The 18,812-nt window shown below is 68.8% G+C and carries 18 protein-coding genes; 8 read left to right on the forward strand and 10 right to left on the reverse strand.

The window, feature by feature from the left end; genetic code table 11:
• Positions 1 to 48: 48 nt before the first annotated feature.
• Positions 49 to 1,185, forward strand: a complete 1,137-nt coding sequence (locus tag J2S53_RS18960) for a sulfate/molybdate ABC transporter ATP-binding protein (RefSeq protein ID WP_456242832.1) — start codon at positions 49 to 51, stop codon at positions 1,183 to 1,185.
• Between the two features lie 37 nt (positions 1,186 to 1,222).
• Positions 1,223 to 1,984: an HAD-IIA family hydrolase gene (locus tag J2S53_RS18965; RefSeq protein ID WP_456242833.1), complete on the forward strand. Its 762-nt coding sequence runs from the start codon at positions 1,223 to 1,225 to the stop codon at positions 1,982 to 1,984.
• A 275-nt stretch (positions 1,985 to 2,259) separates the two neighbouring features.
• On the opposite strand, the gene J2S53_RS18970 is transcribed toward J2S53_RS18965, so the two are convergent.
• Entirely contained in the window at positions 2,260 to 2,661 is a 402-nt protein-coding gene (locus J2S53_RS18970) for a YccF domain-containing protein (protein ID WP_456242108.1), read from the reverse strand.
• 126 nt (positions 2,662 to 2,787) lie between these two features.
• Positions 2,788 to 3,570: a PhzF family phenazine biosynthesis protein gene (locus J2S53_RS18975; protein ID WP_456242109.1), complete on the reverse strand. Its 783-nt coding sequence runs from the start codon at positions 3,568 to 3,570 to the stop codon at positions 2,788 to 2,790.
• A gap of 139 nt (positions 3,571 to 3,709) precedes the next feature.
• On the opposite strand from J2S53_RS18975, the gene J2S53_RS18980 reads away from it, so the two are divergent.
• Positions 3,710 to 5,362, forward strand: a complete 1,653-nt coding sequence (locus J2S53_RS18980) for an AMP-binding protein (RefSeq protein ID WP_456242110.1) — start codon at positions 3,710 to 3,712, stop codon at positions 5,360 to 5,362.
• A 420-nt stretch (positions 5,363 to 5,782) separates the two neighbouring features.
• Here the strand turns inward: J2S53_RS18980 and J2S53_RS18985 are convergent, their stop codons facing one another.
• The 4 genes from J2S53_RS18985 to J2S53_RS19000 form a co-directional block, all read right to left on the reverse strand.
• Complete coding sequence (locus J2S53_RS18985) at positions 5,783 to 6,166, reverse strand: DUF6247 family protein (protein ID WP_456242111.1); 384 nt, start codon at positions 6,164 to 6,166, stop codon at positions 5,783 to 5,785.
• A gap of 326 nt (positions 6,167 to 6,492) precedes the next feature.
• Positions 6,493 to 7,173 (reverse strand): MmpS family transport accessory protein, encoded by a 681-nt coding sequence (locus J2S53_RS18990; protein WP_456242112.1) that lies wholly within the window; start codon positions 7,171 to 7,173, stop codon positions 6,493 to 6,495.
• 183 nt (positions 7,174 to 7,356) lie between these two features.
• A complete protein-coding gene (locus tag J2S53_RS18995; RefSeq protein ID WP_456242113.1) occupies positions 7,357 to 8,349 on the reverse strand; it encodes a R2-like ligand-binding oxidase in 993 nt (330 codons plus the stop codon).
• Positions 8,350 to 8,403: 54 nt separating this feature from the next.
• Complete coding sequence (locus J2S53_RS19000) at positions 8,404 to 8,622, reverse strand: hypothetical protein (RefSeq protein WP_456242114.1); 219 nt, start codon at positions 8,620 to 8,622, stop codon at positions 8,404 to 8,406.
• A 482-nt stretch (positions 8,623 to 9,104) separates the two neighbouring features.
• Here J2S53_RS19000 and J2S53_RS19005 point away from each other — a divergent pair, with 482 nt between their 5' ends.
• On the forward strand, positions 9,105 to 9,500 hold the full coding sequence (locus tag J2S53_RS19005) for a cold shock domain-containing protein (RefSeq protein WP_092628913.1): 396 nt from the start codon (positions 9,105 to 9,107) through the stop codon (positions 9,498 to 9,500).
• Positions 9,501 to 9,575: 75 nt separating this feature from the next.
• Here the strand turns inward: J2S53_RS19005 and J2S53_RS19010 are convergent, their stop codons facing one another.
• Complete coding sequence (locus tag J2S53_RS19010; protein ID WP_456242115.1) at positions 9,576 to 10,070, reverse strand: DUF2771 family protein; 495 nt, start codon at positions 10,068 to 10,070, stop codon at positions 9,576 to 9,578.
• Positions 10,071 to 10,174: 104 nt separating this feature from the next.
• Complete coding sequence (locus J2S53_RS19015) at positions 10,175 to 10,963, reverse strand: glutaminyl-peptide cyclotransferase (protein ID WP_456242116.1); 789 nt, start codon at positions 10,961 to 10,963, stop codon at positions 10,175 to 10,177.
• A gap of 204 nt (positions 10,964 to 11,167) precedes the next feature.
• On the opposite strand from J2S53_RS19015, the gene J2S53_RS19020 reads away from it, so the two are divergent.
• On the forward strand, positions 11,168 to 12,019 hold the full coding sequence (locus J2S53_RS19020; RefSeq protein WP_456242834.1) for a DUF3027 domain-containing protein: 852 nt from the start codon (positions 11,168 to 11,170) through the stop codon (positions 12,017 to 12,019).
• Positions 12,020 to 12,199: 180 nt separating this feature from the next.
• On the opposite strand, the gene J2S53_RS19025 is transcribed toward J2S53_RS19020, so the two are convergent.
• On the reverse strand, positions 12,200 to 12,580 hold the full coding sequence (locus J2S53_RS19025; protein ID WP_130469032.1) for a cupin domain-containing protein: 381 nt from the start codon (positions 12,578 to 12,580) through the stop codon (positions 12,200 to 12,202).
• Between the two features lie 422 nt (positions 12,581 to 13,002).
• On the opposite strand from J2S53_RS19025, the gene J2S53_RS19030 reads away from it, so the two are divergent.
• Positions 13,003 to 16,038, forward strand: coding sequence for a sacsin N-terminal ATP-binding-like domain-containing protein (locus J2S53_RS19030; protein ID WP_456242117.1), 3,036 nt, complete (start codon positions 13,003 to 13,005; stop codon positions 16,036 to 16,038).
• Between the two features lie 101 nt (positions 16,039 to 16,139).
• Here J2S53_RS19030 and J2S53_RS19035 read toward each other — a convergent pair whose 3' ends face one another.
• Positions 16,140 to 16,442: a DUF2530 domain-containing protein gene (locus J2S53_RS19035; RefSeq protein ID WP_245779965.1), complete on the reverse strand. Its 303-nt coding sequence runs from the start codon at positions 16,440 to 16,442 to the stop codon at positions 16,140 to 16,142.
• A 200-nt stretch (positions 16,443 to 16,642) separates the two neighbouring features.
• On the opposite strand from J2S53_RS19035, the gene J2S53_RS19040 reads away from it, so the two are divergent.
• Positions 16,643 to 17,071, forward strand: coding sequence for a MarR family winged helix-turn-helix transcriptional regulator (locus J2S53_RS19040; RefSeq protein ID WP_456242118.1), 429 nt, complete (start codon positions 16,643 to 16,645; stop codon positions 17,069 to 17,071).
• Between the two features lie 245 nt (positions 17,072 to 17,316).
• Entirely contained in the window at positions 17,317 to 18,648 is a 1,332-nt protein-coding gene (locus tag J2S53_RS19045) for an MFS transporter (RefSeq protein WP_456242119.1), read from the forward strand.
• Positions 18,649 to 18,812: the final 164 nt, after the last annotated feature.

Genomic DNA, 18,812 nt, shown 5'->3' on the forward strand with positions numbered 1-18,812 from the left:
GACGGGTCCGGCCCTACCGACGGTTCCGAGCTCACGGGGGACGCCACCGTGCCCTCCCCGGCGAACCCGCCCGGCGGGGGAGAGGCCCCCGAGGGGAGCGGGCTGGTCGCCGAGGTTCGCCTGCGGCACGGCGATTTCACGCTCGAACTGGCCTGCCGAGTGCCCCCCGGTGAAGTGCTGGCCGTGCTCGGCCCGAACGGGGCGGGCAAGTCCACGCTGCTGACCGCGCTGACCGGCTCCGTTCGCCCGGAACAAGGCAGGATCCGGCTCGCGGACCACACCTGGCTGGACACCCGACGTCGGATCGACGTCCCCACCCACCGCCGCGGCGTCGGACTGCTCGCCCAGCGGGCGATGCTGTTCCCGCACCTCACAGCGCTGGACAACGTGGCATTCGGGATACGCGCCTCGGGCTCCCGGAGGAAACCGGCACGGCGCGCCGCGCTGGAGTGGCTGCGGCGAACCGAGGCCGGCGATCTCGGTGACCGCGAACCGTCCGAGCTTTCCGGCGGACAGGCGCAGCGGGTCGCACTGGCACGGGCGCTGGCTGCCGAGCCCGAACTGTTGCTGCTCGACGAGCCACTGTCCGCGTTGGACGTGGCTGCGGCTCCCGCGATGCGGGGGCTGCTGCACCGGGTGCTGGGGCAGCAGCGACGGCCCTGCGTGCTCGTGACGCACGACGTGCTCGACGCGGTGGTGCTCGCTGACCGGGTTCTGGTGCTCGACCGGGGTGCCGTGGTCGAGCAGGGCAGCACCCACCGGGTGCTGTCCCGCCCCAGGACCGCGTTCACCGCGCGGATCGCCGGTCTCAACCTGATCACCGGCACCGCCACCGGCGAGACCGTACGGACACCGCGGGGCAGGGCGCTCCACGGCAGCGCGGCCGAACCGACCACTCCCGGAGAACCCGCCGCCGCCGTGTTCCCACCGACGGCGGTGGCGGTGCATCCCCACGCGCCCGAGGGGAGTCCGCGCAACGCGATCCCGGTACGGGTGGTCGGTATGGAACCCCGTGGCGACGCGATCAGGCTTCGCGGCGAGACCGACCCGCACGACTCGGAGGCCGCACTGGCCGCCGACATCACCCCCGCCGCCGTCGCCGAACTGGGGCTGCGGATCGGAGACGAGGTTTTTTTCGCGGTCAAGGCCACTGAAGTAGCCATACACCCGGTTTCCGGTGGATGATCGAGGGGTGACTGAGATATCCCCCTGGACCTACCTGATGGACATGGACGGCGTGCTGGTGCACGAGGAACACATGGTTCCCGGTGCGAACGAGTTCCTCGCCGACCTGCACGAACACGGGCTCCCCTTCATGGTGTTCACCAACAACTCCGTCTACACCAGGCGAGACCTGCGGGCGCGGCTGCAACGCAGCGGGTTGGACGTGCCGGAGTCGTCGATCTGGACCTCCGCGCTGGCCACCGCGCAGTTCCTGGACCAGCAGCGCCCCGGTGGCTCCGCCTACGTGGTGGGCGAGTCCGGACTGACCACGGCGCTGCACGACATCGGCTACGTGCTCACCGACCGCGACCCCGACTACGTGGTGCTCGGCGAGACCCGCACCTACAGCTTCGAGGCGATCACCAAGGCCATCCGGCTCGTCGAGGGCGGTGCCCGGTTCATCGCGACCAACCCGGACGAGAAGGGACCCAGCCGGGAGGGAACGCTGCCCGCCACGGGAGCGGTCGCCGCGCTCATCGAGCGGGTGACCGGGCGCGAGCCCTACTACATCGGCAAACCGAACCCGCTGATGATGCGTTCGGCGCTGCGGGAGCTCAAGGCCCACTCGGAGAACACCCTGATGATCGGTGACCGGATGGACACCGATGTCCGCTCCGGACTGGAGTCGGGGTTGCAGACCATCCTGGTGCTGTCCGGAATCTCGGACCGCGACACCGCCGAGCACTTCCCGTACCGCCCCACCAAGGTCATCGACTCCGTGGCGGACCTGGCCGGGCGGGTGGCCAACCCCTTCGACTGATCGTGATCGGTTCGTCCTCGATCTGGCGCGCCGGACCGGGGTACTCCGCCCGGGCGGTCGTACGCGGCACGAGCCCGAGCGGGCACCCGTTCGTCACGTCGGAGCCCGCACGACAGCGCCCGAGGGGAGGCCGCGGCGGTGCCGAACACCAGGGGCGGGTGTCGGCGCTGCCGCGCCGATCGTGCTCGTTCGACGTTCCCGGGCTGTCGGAACCGCGAAGCGACTGGCTGCTCGCGGCGGCTCGACCGGGAGCCGAGCGCGCGCCGCACCGACCGTCACCGACGCGGCACCAGCGCGTGGGCGTCGTCGGTGTCCACGATCCGCTTGCCGAACGGCACCAGCGAGACGGGGACGAGCTTGAAGCTGGCGACACCCAGCGGGATCCCGATGATCGTCAGGCACATCGCCACTCCCGTGGTGATGTGTCCCAGCGCCAGCCACCAGCCTGCCAGGATGATCCACAGCACGTTGCCGATCGCCGAGAACGCCCCCGAGCCGTGTTCGTCGACCAGTCGCCGACCGAAGGGCCACAGCGCGAAGTTCGCCATCCGGAACGAGGCGATGCCGAACGGGATGCCGATGATCGTCACGCACAGCAGTATCCCGGCGAAGACGTAGCCGAGCGCCATCCAGAGGCCGCTGAGCACCAGCCAGACGATGTTGAGAAGCAGTCGCATGACACCACGGTGCCAGCTCCCGGCGCGGGCCGGTTCGGGGAAGTCCCCCAGTTTTCCGGAGAACTTCCGGTTTCGCGGTCGGCTCGCACCGCCATCGGGCCTTCCGCCGCGCCGTTCGACGTGCCGTCACGCCGCGAGGGTTCCATCCAGCACGGTCACCGCACGGCCTCCCAGCGTTACCCGCCGACCTTCCAGCCGGGCCCGCACCGTTCCGCCGCGTGCCGATGCCTGCTCACCCACCAACTCCGTGCGTCCCAGCCGCTCCGCCCACCAGGGCGCCAGCGAACAGTGGGCCGAGCCCGTCACGTGATCCTCGGGCGCTCCCACGGCGGGAGCGAAGAACCTGCTGACGAAATCCACCTCCGGCCGGTCGCTCGCGGCGGTGACGATCACCCCGCGCTCGGCGATCCGCAGTACTTCCGAGAGGTCGGGGCGCAGCTCGCGCACCAGTCCCGCGTCGTCGAGGTGAACCAGCAGATCGGTGTCGCTGCGGGCCACGGCGATCACCCGCTCGGGGGCGACATCGCCGAGCGCGGCCACGACGGGGACGTCCTCGACGGGTTCGTTCGGTCGCAGCGGAAAGTCCATCTCCACCGTGCCGTCAGCGGCCACTTCGCAGCGCAGCTCACCGCCGCGGGTGTCGAACCGCTGCGAACCACCGAGCACGTGGGCGGTGGCGAGCGTGGCGTGCCCGCAGAGGTCCACTTCGGTGGTGGGGCTGAACCAGCGCAGTGGTTTCGCGGAGTGCTCGTCGACCCCGGTGACCACGAACGCGGTCTCGGCCTGGTTGAACTCGGACGCCACCGCTTGCATCCAGGCCGGATCGGCGGGTTCGTCGAGCAGCACGACCGCCGCCGGATTGCCGCTGAAGGGGGTGTCGGTGAAGGAGTCGACGAGGTAGCTCCGCATGATCGTCACTCTATAGGGCTTCGTCCACTGGATTTTTCGACGTGCTCGGCACCCGAGTCCTCGCGTGACCCCTCGACTCCGGCGCGACAGTGCGCAATCATGCGGTTCCACTGCCCTGAACGGCGTAACGGAGGTAGTCGTGTCGCACACCGACCGCGCGGAGCCCGCTGTTCCGACCACCAGCCCCAGCTATTCCTCGGGGACCTCCGACGTCCCGCTCATCGGCGAGACCATCGGTGCCAACCTGTTGCACACCGCGGAGCGGTTCCCGGAGCGGGACGCGATGGTCGAGTTCGCCACCGGACGCCGCTGGACCTACCGCGAGTTCGTCGCCGAGGTGGACGCGCTCGCCATCGGTCTGCTGGAGACCGGGCTGGTCAAGGGGGACCGGGTCGGCATCTGGGCGCCGAACCGTGCCGAGTGGACACTGGTGCAGTACGCCACCGCGCGGATCGGCGCGATCCTGGTCAACATCAACCCGTCCTACCGGGTGCACGAGCTGGAGTACGTGCTCGGCCAGGCCGGGGTTCGCACGCTGATCTCGGCGGAACGGTTCAAGACTTCCGACTACGTGGACATGGTCGGACGGGTTCGCCCGAGCTGCCCCGAGCTGGAACGGGTCGTCTTCCTCGGAAGCCCGGAATGGGACGAGCTGTTCCGGTATCCGCTCGACCCCGTGCGGCTGCGTCGTGCCGAGGAGGAGCTGTCCGCCGACGACCCGATCAACATCCAGTACACCTCCGGAACGACCGGTTTCCCCAAGGGCGCGACGCTGTCGCACCACAACATCCTCAACAACGGTTTCTTCGTCGGTGAGCTGTGCGGCTACACCGAGCGGGACCGGGTGGCGATCGTCCCGCCCTTCTACCACTGCTTCGGGATGGTGATGGGCAATCTGGCCTGCACCAGCCACGGTGCCGCCATGATCATCCCTTCCGAGGGGTTCGACGCGGCCTCGGCGCTCGGTGCTGTGCAGGCCGAGCGCTGCACCTCGTTGTACGGCGTGCCGACGATGTTCATCGCCGAGCTGGATCTGCCCGACTTCGCGGAGTACGACCTGTCCTCGCTGCGTACCGGCATCATGGCGGGCTCGCCCTGTCCGGTGGAGGTGATGAAGCAGGTCATCGAGCGGATGGGGATGGTCGAGGTCGCCATCTGCTACGGGATGACGGAGACCTCACCGGTGTCGGTGCAGACCAGGGCCGACGACTCGTTGCGACGGCGGGTGTCGACCGTGGGCAGAGTGGGGCCGCACCTGGAGGTAAAGATCGTCGATCCGGACACCGGACTGACCGTGCCGTGCGGCGAGTCGGGGGAGCTGTGCACGCGCGGGTACTCGGTGATGCTCGGCTACTGGAACGAGCCGGCCAAGACCGCCGAGGTGATCGACTCCGCACGCTGGATGCACACCGGCGATCTGGCCGTGATGGACGAGTACGGCTACGTCAGCGTCACCGGCCGCATCAAGGACATGATCATCCGGGGTGGCGAGAACATCTATCCCCGCGAGGTGGAGGAGTTCCTGTACACGCATCCGGACATCCTGGACGCCCAGGTGATCGGAGTGCCGGACGAGCTCTACGGCGAGGAGCTGATGGCCTGGGTCCGGTTGCGGGAGGGAGCCGAGGAACTCACCCCCGAGGCGCTGCGGGAGTTCTGCCACGGCGAGCTGGCGCACTACAAGATTCCGCGCTACGTGCGGGTGGTCGACGAGTTCCCGATGACGGTGACCGGCAAGGTGCGCAAGGTGGAGATGCGGGAGCGGGCGAAGGAGATGCTCGGGATCGGGTGAACCGATGAGAGGGGTGGCCCGGGTGGTGTGGGCAACGTGCCGGTGCGCCGCGGCACCCCGCCAGGATGCGGCGCACCCACCGGGTGCGGGTCTCGCGCCGGTACGCCGCGACCCCTCGAATCCGCCGAGCCGGGATGGGCTCTTCTCCGGTTTCCGGGAACCGCTCCACCGCTTGCTCGGATGTCTTGTGCTCGCAGCACGTTCACCTGCAGGACAGCGTCACTGCGGATGAACGTGATAAGTATCTTCCCCTGTCAGCGGTCGTCGTCCACTGATCCGTCTCCCCGTTGTACCGGCTGATCGACTTCGGATCGCTCGTCAACGTCGCGTTGACGTGATCTACCTTCTTTTTCCGGGATGCGGGCAGCCTGCTGTAAGCGTCATCAGCTACTTCCGACCAGATGACTCGGTACTTCGCCATCAGCCGTCCACCCGCAGTCCCGAATCGGTTTCCCGGTGAACGCCGTGCTCGCCCCTGCGCCAGAGAACGCCGTTCTCGTATCGTTGCCACGACGTGCCGTCCGTGTCGTGCTGCCAGACCTTGGAGAAGTCGCCACGTTCGGCGCGTTCGATGGCGTCCCGCTCTTCGTCGGTGATCGGTTGGGCCGCGTTCACGGCGTTTCCCCACCAGCGAAGGAGGACTTCGTCGATGTGGGAGGTGTCGAAGTCCTGGGCGACTTCCCACAGTGCGCCCCGGAATTCCCGTTCGAACGCTGTGCGGTCCTCGTCTTCGAGGGCTTCCCGGAATACCTTGGCATCGCGGTGCACGTTGCCCCGGATCTTCCAATCGCCGCTGTCGACCACGCTTTCTCCCTAGCCGGAAACCGCCCAGCATGTACTCCGCTCGCGACGGGAGGACGAGTGGGCGGCAACGCTGCTGTGCCGGCAACCAGAGTGCCGTGGCGTCGAGCCGTGGTCCACGATCCGCGCGTGCTGTCAAGCGAACGAGCTACGAGATCCGGCGAAGTCACGCATCCCGAGTGGCGAGCACCGCACACTTCGGACGGTTGATCGAGGCAACCGTGGCTCCCCGGAGCGGTTGCCCCGGGTGTCCTTCGACCGGTCGAGGGACACCCGAGGTGCGGGATCGACTTCTCCCGCGGGCGGTCAGCGCGATCCGATGGCTTCGCTCAGAATCCGGTGTTGCCGTTGCAGGTGACCACCGCGTACTGACCGTTGCTGGTGTTCTCGGCCAGGACCTCGCCGTCGACGGTGATCTTGCAGGTGATGTCGCCGCCGCTCTGCCCGTTCTGCGCGGACAGCGAGTAGAACTGCACGCTGTCGGCTTCCCCGGTCTCCTTGCTCCAGGGCAGTTCGGCGTTGGTCTGCTGGCTCGTCTGGGTGCCCTTGCCGTAGGTGATCGAGCTCGCGCCTCCCGAGCCCGTGACCTCGTAGATCACCTTGCCCGAGCCGGCGGCGTCCTGACCGTCGCCGGAGGATTGCCCCTGCTCGTCAGAGCTCGTGCTCGATGCGGGTGTCGGCTGCTCCTGAAGGCTCTGTTCCGGGCCGCTGTTCATCTCGTTGATTTGGTTGTCGACCGCGATGGTGAGGCTCACGAAGACGACGATCGAAACGATGAACGCGACCACTCCCAGTGCCAGCCCGATGTAGCTCATCACCAGGTTGGTGGCCGTGCCCTTGTGACCGCGCACCACGCCGATGATCCCGAAGATGATCGCCAGTGCCCCCAGGATGAAACCGAAGAAACCGATAACCGGGATCCACGCCAGCAGGATTCCGACTATCGCCAGCACCAGGGCGGTGATCCCCATGCCGTTCTTCGGGGCAGCCTGTCCCGGCTGCTGATACATCTGTGCAACCTCTCTGTCGATTACGGACAGCGTGCCGCGCACGCTGTCCGCGACATCGCGATCGGGAGCGAAATCGTTTCGGGAGCGGCGGTAACGAAACGGCCACGACCGGTTCCGGCCGTCGGACCGGCGATTTCGCGGGAAATCCACGCCCCGGCGGCCCGGCTCGGGTTCGGGCTGGGATCACGAGCCGTTCGTCTCACCCCGGTCGATCCGCTCCAGCTCCGCGGCGTCCTCCTCGCCGAACCGCTCCTCCAGCCGTTCCGGGGCGGCGTCCACGTCGATGCTCGCCACGTCGGCACCCCGCGCCGCCGAGATCGCGCCCAGTCGCCTGCCCGCCCGGTCGGAGGCGTACGCGGAGAGCTCGTCGAGGTCGAGGCCGAACGGTTCCTGGTCGCCGGCCCAGTCGGGCCGCCACTGGATCTGCTCGACCGCGTGGGGCAGCAGCTCGTCCATCCGCTGTTGCACGAGTTCCCAGTTGCGCTCGTCGGCGGCCACGTGTCGGCGACAGGTGAACGTCCCCCAGGCCATGTGGCGTCGCTCGTCGTCGCCGATCCGGCGGATCAGCTCCCGCATGCCGGGCAGGATGTCGCGCTCCCGGCAGATCTTGTTCCACGCGTAGTAGCCGGTCAGCGCCAGCGTCCCCTCCACGATGTGGTTGTAGGTCACCGATGCGCGCACCTGGTTGGCCGGGCTCGGATCCCGATGCAGCGAGTTCAGCGACTCGGGCAGCGCCTCGTAGAAGATCGCGCGGTAACCCGGGTTCTCCGCCACGTACGGGTGCAGGTCCTCGGTCAGGCCGACGGCGTCCAGCCAGAGCCTGAACCCCTGGGTGTGCTTGCTCTCCTCGAAGGCGAACTGCGTGAGGTAGATCTCGTCGGCGAACCGCCCCTCGGTGCCCATCGCCGAGATGAACGGCTGCAGATCCTCGGTGACCGCCTCCTCGCCGGCGATGAACTGGGCGCAGAGCAGCGCGACCCCCTGCTGCTCCTGCTCGGTGAGCTCCCGGAAGTCGGCGGCGTCGCGACTGAAGTCGATCTCGGCCGGGTTCCAGAACTTCGCGTTGCCCTTGTCGAACAGCCGCAGCGGTAACGCGTCCCAGTTGACGCCGCCCGCGCGCAGCGAGTGGAAGTCGGTGCGCTGTGCCGGGCTTCGGTCCGGTGCGGTGCTGCTCATGGTTTCACCTTCACGAGTTGTGACGAGGGCAACACCGAGTATTTTCGATACGCGTCAGTTTCGCGTCAAGGATCTCCGTGCACCCCGCACCAACAGCGAGACCAGCGCGATCCCCAGGCCCAGCGGACACAGCATCGCGCACGCGTTGAGCCACCAGGGCAGGTCGCCGTAGCCTGCGGTCCAGAGCCCGAAGATCACCAGGATGACGACCAGTCCGGCACAGAACATCCCCACTGCCACCGGTATCACGACGCCGCGTGCGGGTGCTGTCATGTGACCAGCCTATTGAAGCTCCTCGCTCGCCCTCGCCGGGTCCCTGTCCGCCGGATCCCCGAGCGCCGAACGGCCGCGAGCGACGGGGCTGACTCGTCCGAGGGCTGACTCGTCCGAGGGCTGACTCGTCCGAGGGATGGTGCGGTGAGGGGACTGCCCACCGGTTTCGGTCACGCGGAGTGTCGGGGAACATCACGGGACGGGGTCTCCGATCGGACGCAACGCAGCCTGTGGCGTTGTTGTGCGCCCAGGGCCAGGTACGCTTGAAACCGACGCGTCCTGGAACGCAATCGCCGCAACAGGCTCGCAGTGGCCGTGAGGAGGTGGCGTGTCCGGGGCGCGTTCGTCGTGCCGGAGCAGTTTCCGATCGGCGCCGACGCTTAGTGGCAACAATCGAATGTAGGTAGCAACGTTTCCCGGAACCGCGCGGTACCAGTGCCGCATGGCCGGGAACACGTATCTGACAGGGAACGGTGAGGACTGTGCCGACCGGCAGGGTCAAGTGGTACGACGCGAACAAGGGCTTCGGCTTCGTGACCCAGGACGGTGGGGAGGACGTGTACGTGCGGGCCTCCGCGCTGCCGTCCGGGGTAGAGGCGCTCAAGACGGGGCAACGGGTCGACTTCGACCTGGCCCAGGGCCGCCGCGGTCCCCAGGCGCTCCGGGTGCAACTGCTCGATCCGCCCCCATCGGTGGTGGAAGCCCGTCGACGCCCTGCCGACGAGTTGCACGGCATGGTCGACGACATGATCAAGCTTCTCGAAGCCAGTGTGCTGCCCGAGCTCGACAAGGGGCGTTACCCGGACAAAAAGGTGGCCAAGCGGGTCGGTGGGGTCGTGCGTGCCGTGGCCCGCGAACTCGATCCGGGCGGCTCCTGAAGCTCACGCCGCCCCGCGTCCGAACGGTGTCCGATGCGAGACGGTCACGGTGAGGCGACGGGCCCGGCCTCATGCTCAGCTCGTCACCGGTTCCTGCTCTCGTGAGTTACCCACCAACCAGGTTCCGCCGATGACGAACTGCAGCTGACCGGTCTGGTTGACACTCACCGTGCCGTACCGCTGCACCTCCACCTGGTCCAGCCGTGCCCCGTCCTCGGGCAGCCGGAGGGTGTACGCGTGTTGCTCGTCCTCGCCGCTCATCACGCCGCTGCGGCCTTGCAGCCGCTCACCGGAGTCACTCAGGTAGGTGAACACCACCTGCCACGGCGCGGACGCGACCTCGTCGGGAACCGAGATCTGCAGCGGATAGCCGGCGGGCATCGGCAGTTCACCGGCGGCTTCCGGGTCCGGCTCGCCGCACTGCCTGGCGAGTCGTTCGCAGTACTGCACCGGCGGGACGCGTACGGACTCGCCGTGCGAGTAGAACGTCACGCCCGGTTCGTCCGGTACGGAACAGCCCGCCAGTAACAGGGGGGCCAGCATGAGCAGTGCTGTCAGTCCTCGGCGCACGCCGCTGACCTTACGACCCCGTGGTGCGGCCCGCCCGGCCCGGTCCCGCCGCGCACCGCGATCCGCCGTCCTCCGCCGCCGGGCCGAGGACTCGACGCACGCGATCACTCCACCGGCACGAAGCGCACCCGGAACATCTTCGGCCAGTTCTTCCCGGTGAGCAGGAACCTCCGCGGCTCCTCCGTGGCGGCTATCCCGTTGAGCACCCCGGCCCCTTCGGCCTGCTCGGAGTTGAGCAGGCCGCTCGCGTCCACCACAGCGGTCACCCGGCCGGTGTTCGGGTCGATGCGCACTATCGTGTCCGTGCGCCAGACGTTGGCCCACACCGAGCCGTCCACGCACTCCAGTTCGTTCAGCTCCGTCACCGGCTCGTCGCCCAGCCGCACCGACACACTGCCGCGTTCGGCGAACGATTCCGGATCACGGAAGGTCAGCTCGTCCGTGCCGTCGCTCATCACCAGTCTGTCCGCGAAGGAGCACAGGCCCCATCCCTCTCCTCGGTAATCGACGCGACGGATCTCACGGAGGTCGTCAATGTCGCGCAGTATCGCCGTTCCGGACTTCCAGGTCAGCTGCCAAACGCGGTCATCCGTCAGGGTGATGCCCTCGCCGAAGAACCGATCCGGGAGCCGGACCCGGGCCGACTCGCGCCCGGTTGTCAAGCTTTTCGCGCGCAGAACCGATTCACCACGTTTACCGGTGCTTTCGTAGAGTGTTCCCGAGTCAATTTCCAGACCCTGGGTGAACAAGGACGGATCATGTGGCAGAACGTGGATCACATCGGCACGCAGGTGTGGCACGCTGCCTTCGTGCCACAAGCCCTGTTCGCTCTCATCGCGGCCCTGGTAGCCGTGCTGTTCTGGTTGGTGCGGCGTTCCGCATCGAGAGATCATCAGGATCACCAGCGGAACGAGGCATACCAGCAGCAGCCTGCCGGTTCGACTCCGGCGTCCTCCGGTACGGATTCCCCTCCCGCGGAGGGGGAGCCGTCGGTGAGGTCCGATTCGAGTCCGCCCGCTCCGAATTCGCACCCCGAAAGCGTGGCACGCCCGGATACACCGCAAAACACGTGCGGCACAATCGGAAGTGTGACGCCTATGCCTGCTCCGATCAGCGACGTCGAGACGGCGTCCGCGCCAAGCACCGCTGCCGGGGGCGAGCGGCGACCCGATCCGAAACTCGCCGGGGCGGTGGAGACCGCGCGTTCCGCCGCCGAGGAGGAGGCCGTAATCGGCACCGACCCCACCGGCTCGCCGGTCCTCGTCATGGAGACGAACGGCGAAGCCGTCGGGGAGCACGTCGGTGTCGAGTACGAGTCCGAGCACGCTGCCACTCACTACTTCGAGACGACGTATCGGGGCTACGTCGGTTGGCGCTGGGCGGTGACCGTGGCCACCTCCGGCCCCGACGACCCGGTGACGGTCAGCGAGGTGGTGTTACTGCCCGGGCCGGAGGCACTGGTGGCCCCGGAGTGGCTGCCGTGGAGCGAACGGGTCCGCCCCGGAGACCTGGGGGCGGGGGATCTGCTGCCCAGCGGGCAGGACGATCCCAGGCTCGCGGAGGGCACGTTGCCGGGGGACGACGATCCGGTGACGGAACTCGCCTACGAGGTGGGTGGCGGCAGGCAACGGGTGCTCAGCAGAGAGGGGCGACTCGAAGCGGCCGAACGCTGGGAGTCCGGTGAGTTCGGCCCCGACAGCGAGACCGCCCGGCTGGCACCCGGACCTTGCGGTAGTTGCGGCTTCCTCCTACCACTGGCCGGATCCATGCGAGCGGCTTTCGGGGTGTGTGCGAACTCGGTCTCGCCCGCCGACGGGCGTGTCGTACACGTCGAGTTCGGCTGCGGAGCTCATTCCGAGGGCGAAGTGGACACTTCCTCCACCATTCCGGTCGCGGAGGTCGTCTACGACGACACGTCCCTCGACTTCGAGTCCCGGGACGCGAAGTGAGAGCCGATCCGGCGGATCGTTACCGGGAGTGAATCGCTCGGGCGCCGCTGGGTGCCCGTCGCGGGCTCGGCCGCCGAACGGCTTCGGAACGCACCAGAACGGCGCGCCGTCCCGGTTTCCGGGGCGGCGCGCTCGTTCCACCGGTGGCGACCTCCGGTGGCTTCCGAGGGCTTCGGCGGCTCAGTGCGCCGCTCGCAGCGCCGCCGTATCCACGGCGTAGGTGGCGACATCGGCGAAGTCCAGGATCGTGACGGTGTCCTCGCCCACGGTCCAGGCGTCGTGACCCGGTTCGATGTGGACCACCTCGCCCGCCTTGACCACGCCGTAGGAACCGTCGTTCATGGCCACGTGCAGGTTTCCGGTGAGCAGGTAGGCCACATGGCGTTGCTGACAGGTCTCGGTGCCAACCAGTGGTGCCACGTCCCGCGACCAGTGCCAGCCGGGTTCGAGTACGAACCTCCCGACGGCGGAACCGTGCAGGTCGAACAGTTCCAGCCTGCCGTGCGGGAACTCGCGGATCTCGGTGGGATCCGCGAACGACATCGATACCAGTGATTGCATGATCTTCCCCCTGACTGATGTTCTCCGGTCGGATCGACGTCCGGATGACGTCTCTGCACCGGGTGCCGAACCGCGCTTCCGCCCTGGCCGCTTCTCCCGTGCGTGCTGTCGCAGTGACTCCCCGCCTCGACGTGGGCCGCCCGGAATCGTCCGAGCGGCATCGGCTCGCGGTGGTTCCGTCCGGTGAGCGCCTCGGCGAGGTCGTGCGGAAGCCGTCGCGGCCGTCCCGAACCGCCGTGCGGACCGGTCACTCCGCTCGTGCCGGTTCGATCGCGGCGCTCGTCGAACGTGCTTCTGCGGAGCCGCTCGTCGCGGTGGCCCCGTCCGAGCCCCTGATCGCCGTCCGGTGAGCGGGTGTCCTCGCAGGATACAGTGACACCCCGGGAAAAGCCCGGTAAAGCGGCCTGTTCAAGAGGACGAAGTTGAGCGATTCAGCGGACAACGTGGCCACGGACGACTCGTCCGATCCGTTCGGCACGGCGGCGTTGCGCGCCGCCGTGCTGGATGCCTGGCGCGGCTCGCCCACCCGGTTCCGGGAGGACGCCAACGCGGAGGAGGACCTCCGGCTGGGCGGCTACCGGGACCGGCTGCTGGTCGAACTCGCCCAGAACGCCTCGGACGCGGCACGCGCGGCCGGGACGACCGGACGGTTGTCGGTCCGGCTCGTCGACGGCGAGCTCCGGGTGGCCAACACCGGGAAGCCGCTCGACGGAACGGGCGTCTCGGGACTGACGGCGTTGCGCGCCTCGCCCAAACGTGCCGAACCGTCCGTCGGCAGGTTCGGTGTGGGGTTCGCGGCGGTCCTGGCTGTCACCGACGCCCCCAGGCTGGCCACGGCCGCGGGTGGTGTGGAGTTCTCGGCCGCCCGGACCCGTGACGAGGTGGCGGCGCTGGCCGAGTCGAGTTCGGAGACGCCCGCCGCCGTGACGGAACTGGCCTCCCGCGGCGGTCAGGTGCCGGTCCTGCGGCTCGGTTGGCCGACCGGCGAGCGGCCCCCCGAAGGGTTCGACACCGAAGTCGTGCTGCCGTTGCGCTCCGACATCGATGGCGAGAAACTGCTGGACGACATGGCGGAGCAGGTGGTGGACCTGCTGCTGGCGCTGCCCGCCCTGCACCACGTCGACATCGGTGACCGGCACTGGTCCCGCACGGATTCCACCGACGACGGAGTAGTGGTGCACACCCCCGAAACCACCCGGAACTGGCTGGTCGAACGCGCGACCGGGGAGTGGCCGGAGTCCACGCTCAGCGGCATAGGGGTGGAGCAGCGCGAGCACTCGCGTTGGTGGATCTGCTGGGCGGTGGAGCTGGCCGGTGACGGTACCGTGCTGCCGTCGCGCGGCGACGTGCTGCACGCACCCACCCCAACCGAGGAACGGCTCTCGCTGCCCGCCCGGTTGTTGGCGGGCGTACCCGTGGAGCCGGACCGCAGGCGGGTATCGGAGTCACCCGCCACAAGGGTGGTGCTGGAACGGGCCGCCGCCGCTTACCCGCTGCTGCTCTCGCGGTTGGAACCGCTCGAACGGTCCGCGCTGGTCCCGGAACCCGGATTTCCGCTGTCGGACACCGACGAACGGTTGCGCCGCGACGTCGTCGAGCGGCTGACCGAGGCCGACTGGTTGCCCGCCGCCGACGGTTCGATGATCGCGCCACACCGCGCGACCGTGTTGGACCCGTTCGCCCCCGAACTGGTCGAACTGCTCGCCGAAGTGGTGCCGGGCCTGCTCAGGGCGGACCTTTCGGAGTCCCCGCACGCCACCGCGTTGCGTTCCCTGGGAGTGCACCGCATGGGAGCGGCCGAGGTCGTCGAAGCCGTGACCGGGCTCGACAGGTCCGCGGCATGGTGGCGGCGGTTGTACGAGGCGTTGCTGCCGATCGAGCGTGCCGACCGCACGGCCCGCGAGGAGCTCACCGCGCTGCCGGTTCCGTTGGCCGACGGTCGAACCGTGACCGGAGTGCGGGACCTGCTGCTGCCCGGCGACGGTGCGGAGGAAGCCGTGGCGGCACTGGCCGAACTGGACGTCACCGGGCTGCGGATCGCGGCGGCCGAGGCGGTGCATCCGCTGCTGGAACGTCTCGGCGCGCACCACGCGGGGGCTTCCGAACTACTGGACGCGCCCGCCCTGGTCGAGGCGGTGCACAACAGCGTGGCCGACGCACGGGCCGGAGCCGATCCCATGCGGCTGGCCGAGCCGGTGCTTCGGCTGGTGGGGGAGACGGGCCACCGCGACTGGCTGGGTGCGTTGGCGTTGCAGGACTCCGACGGTGAGGTACGCCGGGCCGACGAGCTGCTGTTGCCGGACGCGGCGCTGCTGGAAGTGCTCGATCCGCACGCCGTCGGCCCTGACGCGCCGTTGCAGACCGTCGCGGGGCACGTGGTCGAGCGGTGCTCGGCCGAGCGGCTCCGTTCCGTCGGGGTGCTGGACTCGTTCGCCGTGCTGGTCGAGGAGGAACCCACCTCACCCCACGAGGGAGTGGCCGACGCCGAGGTCTGGTGGCGAGAGTTGGAGCGCCTGCGCGGCGACGAGTGGCCGCCCCACCGGTTCGTCGGAGTGCGGGACCTGGATCTGGTCGCCGAGGACTCCTGGCCCGCGGCGCTGCGGCTGCTCACCGCCGACCCCGAAACCGCCCGCGCCCTGCGCGAGCCCGACGGCTACACCCCCTGGTGGATAGCCCGGTTCGCCGTGCTGGGTGGGCGTTCCCCCAGGCAATGGCGGCTCGCGGACGCCGAACAGCTCGCGGGGCTCTACGACCCGGTGCCCGATGTCGGTGTGGACGAACGAACCCTGCGGCTCGTGGGGGTACGTGCCGAACTGACGGTGCACGACACGGCGGATGCCGCCGAGCTGGTGGCTCGGCTCGCGGATCCGGAACGCGGGGTGCGCGCGGGACTGACGCTGGGTGCCCACCGCGCGTTGGCGGAGGCGGTGGCCTGCGACCGGATCGATCCGGGCGATGTCGACCCGCCACGAGCGGTGCGGTCGGTCAGCTCGGCGGTGGTCTCCGCTGATCGCGCGGTGGTGTTGGACGAGCCGTGGTTGCTGGGGGTCTTCGAACCGGCTCTGGTGGTGGCGGGCGGAAACTCGCACGAGTTCGACGCCGAGTCGCTCGCCGAGCTGCTCGATCTGCCGTTGGCTTCCGAGCAGGGGGTGGTCGAGATACTCGGGCAGGGCGTCACGCAGTCCTGGCAGGACGTGGCCAGGGTGCCGGGCGCCTGCGAACTGCTCGGGGTGCCCGTGCCCCACGGCGAGGTCGAACTGCGGGACGGTCTGCGGGTGCGTACCTCGGAAGGGGAGCACCGGGTGCACTGGTGGGTCGACAACGCCGGTGCGATCTACAGCGAGCGGAGCTCGGACGGATTGGCCCGGGCGCTGGCCTGGGCGGTCGATCGTTGGCAGGACCGGTTCACCCTGGCGGCGCTGCTGGCCGACCCGGACGCCACCACGCTGCTCCGTTGAGGTCGCTACCCGGTGTCGGGCCTCCCCGCAGCGAGAGCCGTGCCAGAGGTTCCGCCAAGTGAGAGCAGCGAAGGCCGAGTGGACAAAGTTCCGTTGAGATGTCAGCCGTCGAGCCCGGCGAGTCCCTGCCAGGAACCGCGGGACCCGCGCCGTGATGCCGAACGCTGCCAGTGAAAGACACAGTAGCCGAGCACTCCCAGCGCACCACCGGTCACACAGGTCCAGAACCGTACGTCGACCCCCGAGCTCGTCCAGCCGAGCATGCCGAACACCACGGCGGCCACCAGCCAGCACAGCGTGCCGGTGATCACGACCGGAGTCGGACCGGCGAGTTTGGCCGGCAGCGGAGGGACCGGGCGCATCTGTGGCGGTCCGGTGGGAGCGTCGTTGTCGTCCGCTGCCACGGTCGTCCTCTCCCTTCGGTCGGGATTCGTTCGGGGCGAGACGCTTTCGCCGGGAGTTCGCGTGCGTGCTCCGTCCACGAGTCGAGGGACGCGACGCGGCCGACGGGGTACGCGGTACGCGGGAGTCGCCAGCTTACCCGCGCCGTCCTGTGACTGCCGCGTCGCGGCGGAATTGTCCGTTATTTTGCTAGACTAACGAGGTGTCTGAAACGGCTGAACGCGAGCGCACTCTGGCGAGCAGACTGCGTATCGCCATCGTTCGCCTGAACCGCCGGTTGCGTGCGCAGACCGAATCCAGCGTTACGCTCTCCCAGATGTCGGCGCTGGCCTGCCTGTGGCGGAACGGGCCGCTGGCACCCAGGGAGCTGGCCGCCCACGAGGGGGTGCAGCCTCCCTCCATGACCAGGGTCATCGCCGCGCTGGAGGATCTCGGTCTCGTGTACCGACGTCAGCACCCCACCGACGGTCGCCAGGCCATCGTGGAGCTGACCGAGGCGGGCGACCAGCGCATGGAGCAGGAGGTCTCCGTGCGGGAGCAGTGGCTCGATCTGCGTCTGGCGGAGCTCACGGACCAGGAGCGCGACACGCTCTCCAGCGCGGCGCGCATCCTCGAGCGGATGGCCCGATGACGCCTCCCCGCCGTGGTTGCCGGAGGAGCGGAGTTCTCGGCCTGCTCGGTGCCGGCACGACCAGCTCCGCGGTCAACCTGTACTCGCTCCCGTGGACGGTGCTCGTCCCGACGTAGTCCGCACTCGGTGTGCCCGCCGCGGCGAGCGATCCGGCGGGATGCTCCGTCTACCGAGCCCCCGGTGGGGCGGCACGGAGCGCCCCGACCAGCGATACCCCCGACGAACCGAACGGTTGGCCGCAGCAGATGTCCAAACCCGCCCAGCAGGAGTCCGACAGGCCGGAGCGAGACAGCCGGTCAGCGGCATCGGATGAATCCACTGGTGGGCGGGCGCGCGGCGGGATGTTTCGTTCGCTGCGGGAACGCAACTACCGCTACTACGCCTCCGGGCAGGTCGTCTCGCTGACCGGCACCTGGATGCAGCGCGCCGCGCAGGACTGGCTCGTACTCGAACTCTCCGACGGATCGCCGGCCGCACTGGGAGTGGCGGTCGCGTTGCAGTTCCTGCCGACCCTGTTGTTCACGCTCTACGCCGGAGTCATCGCCGACCGGGTCGACAAGCGTCGGCTGCTGATCGCGGTGCAGAGCGGAATGGGGCTGTGCGGCGTGGCACTGGGGTTGCTCGACGTCGGCGGTGTGGTCGAACTCTGGCACGTCTACGCGCTGGCCCTGGGGCTGGGGTGCTTCTCGGCCGTCGACGCCCCGGTGCGGCAATCCTTCGTGGTCGAGATGGTCGGCGCCCGAGAACTGCCCAACGCGGTCGCCCTCAACTCGATGACCTTCAACCTTGCCCGTATCGTCGGTCCAGCGATCGCCGGTGTGCTGATAACCCTGATCGGTACGGGGCCGGTCTTCTTGGTCAACGGGTTGAGCACGGGCGCCGTGGTGCTCGGCCTGTTGCTGATGGATCCGAGCAGGCTGCACCGGACATCGGGAGCCACGGAGGAGAGCGGCAGTCTCCTGGCGGGACTGCGTTACGTATCGCGGAGTCCGCGACTGATCGTGGTTCTGGCGCTGGTCTGCTGTGTGAGCACGTTCGGGATGAACTTCGAGAACGCCTTCGCGGTGATCGCGCGCAACGTGTTCGACCGGGATGCCGCCGGATACGGGTTGCTGATCACCGCACTGGCGGTGGGCACGCTCAGCGGCTCCTCGCTGGCGGCGCGTCGGGCCGGTGGTCGGCCTCGGTTGCGGCTGGTCTTCGGTGGTGCCGCCGCGTTCGGCGCCCTTGAGGCGGCGGCCTCGCTGATGCCTTCCTACCGCAGCTTCGCGGTTGCGCTGATCCCCGTCGGTATCGCCGTGATGACCTGTACCACGGCGGCCAACTCCACTGTGCAGCTTTCCGTGGACCCGGAGATGCGGGGCAGGGTCATGGGGCTGTACATGATGCTGTTCCTCGGGGGCAGGCCGGTCGGCGGACTGCTCTCCGGTTGGTTGGCGGAGATCTTCAACGGCAGGGCGCCGTTGTTGTTCGGCGGCATCGGCGTGGTGCTGGCGAGCCTGGTGGGTGCCGTCGTGTTGGCACGGAGTTCGGAACAGGAGAGCGGCTCGTCGGGGTTGCCGAGAGAAGCAGGTTAGGCTAACCTAAATGATGTCGCTTCGTGGTGGGAGCGGCAGTCAGTTCGGGGACCGAGAAAGCCCCGGCCCGTGGGGCCGGGGCTTTTTCATTGGCATGGCCACGATTTCTCGCGAAATCGCGGCTCCCCACTACGGCGGTGTGGCCCCAGCTCCGTCAATTTCTC

This window comes from Actinopolyspora lacussalsi, from assembly GCA_030803735.1.
Taxonomy (GTDB): Bacteria; Actinomycetota; Actinomycetes; order Mycobacteriales; family Pseudonocardiaceae; genus Actinopolyspora; species Actinopolyspora lacussalsi.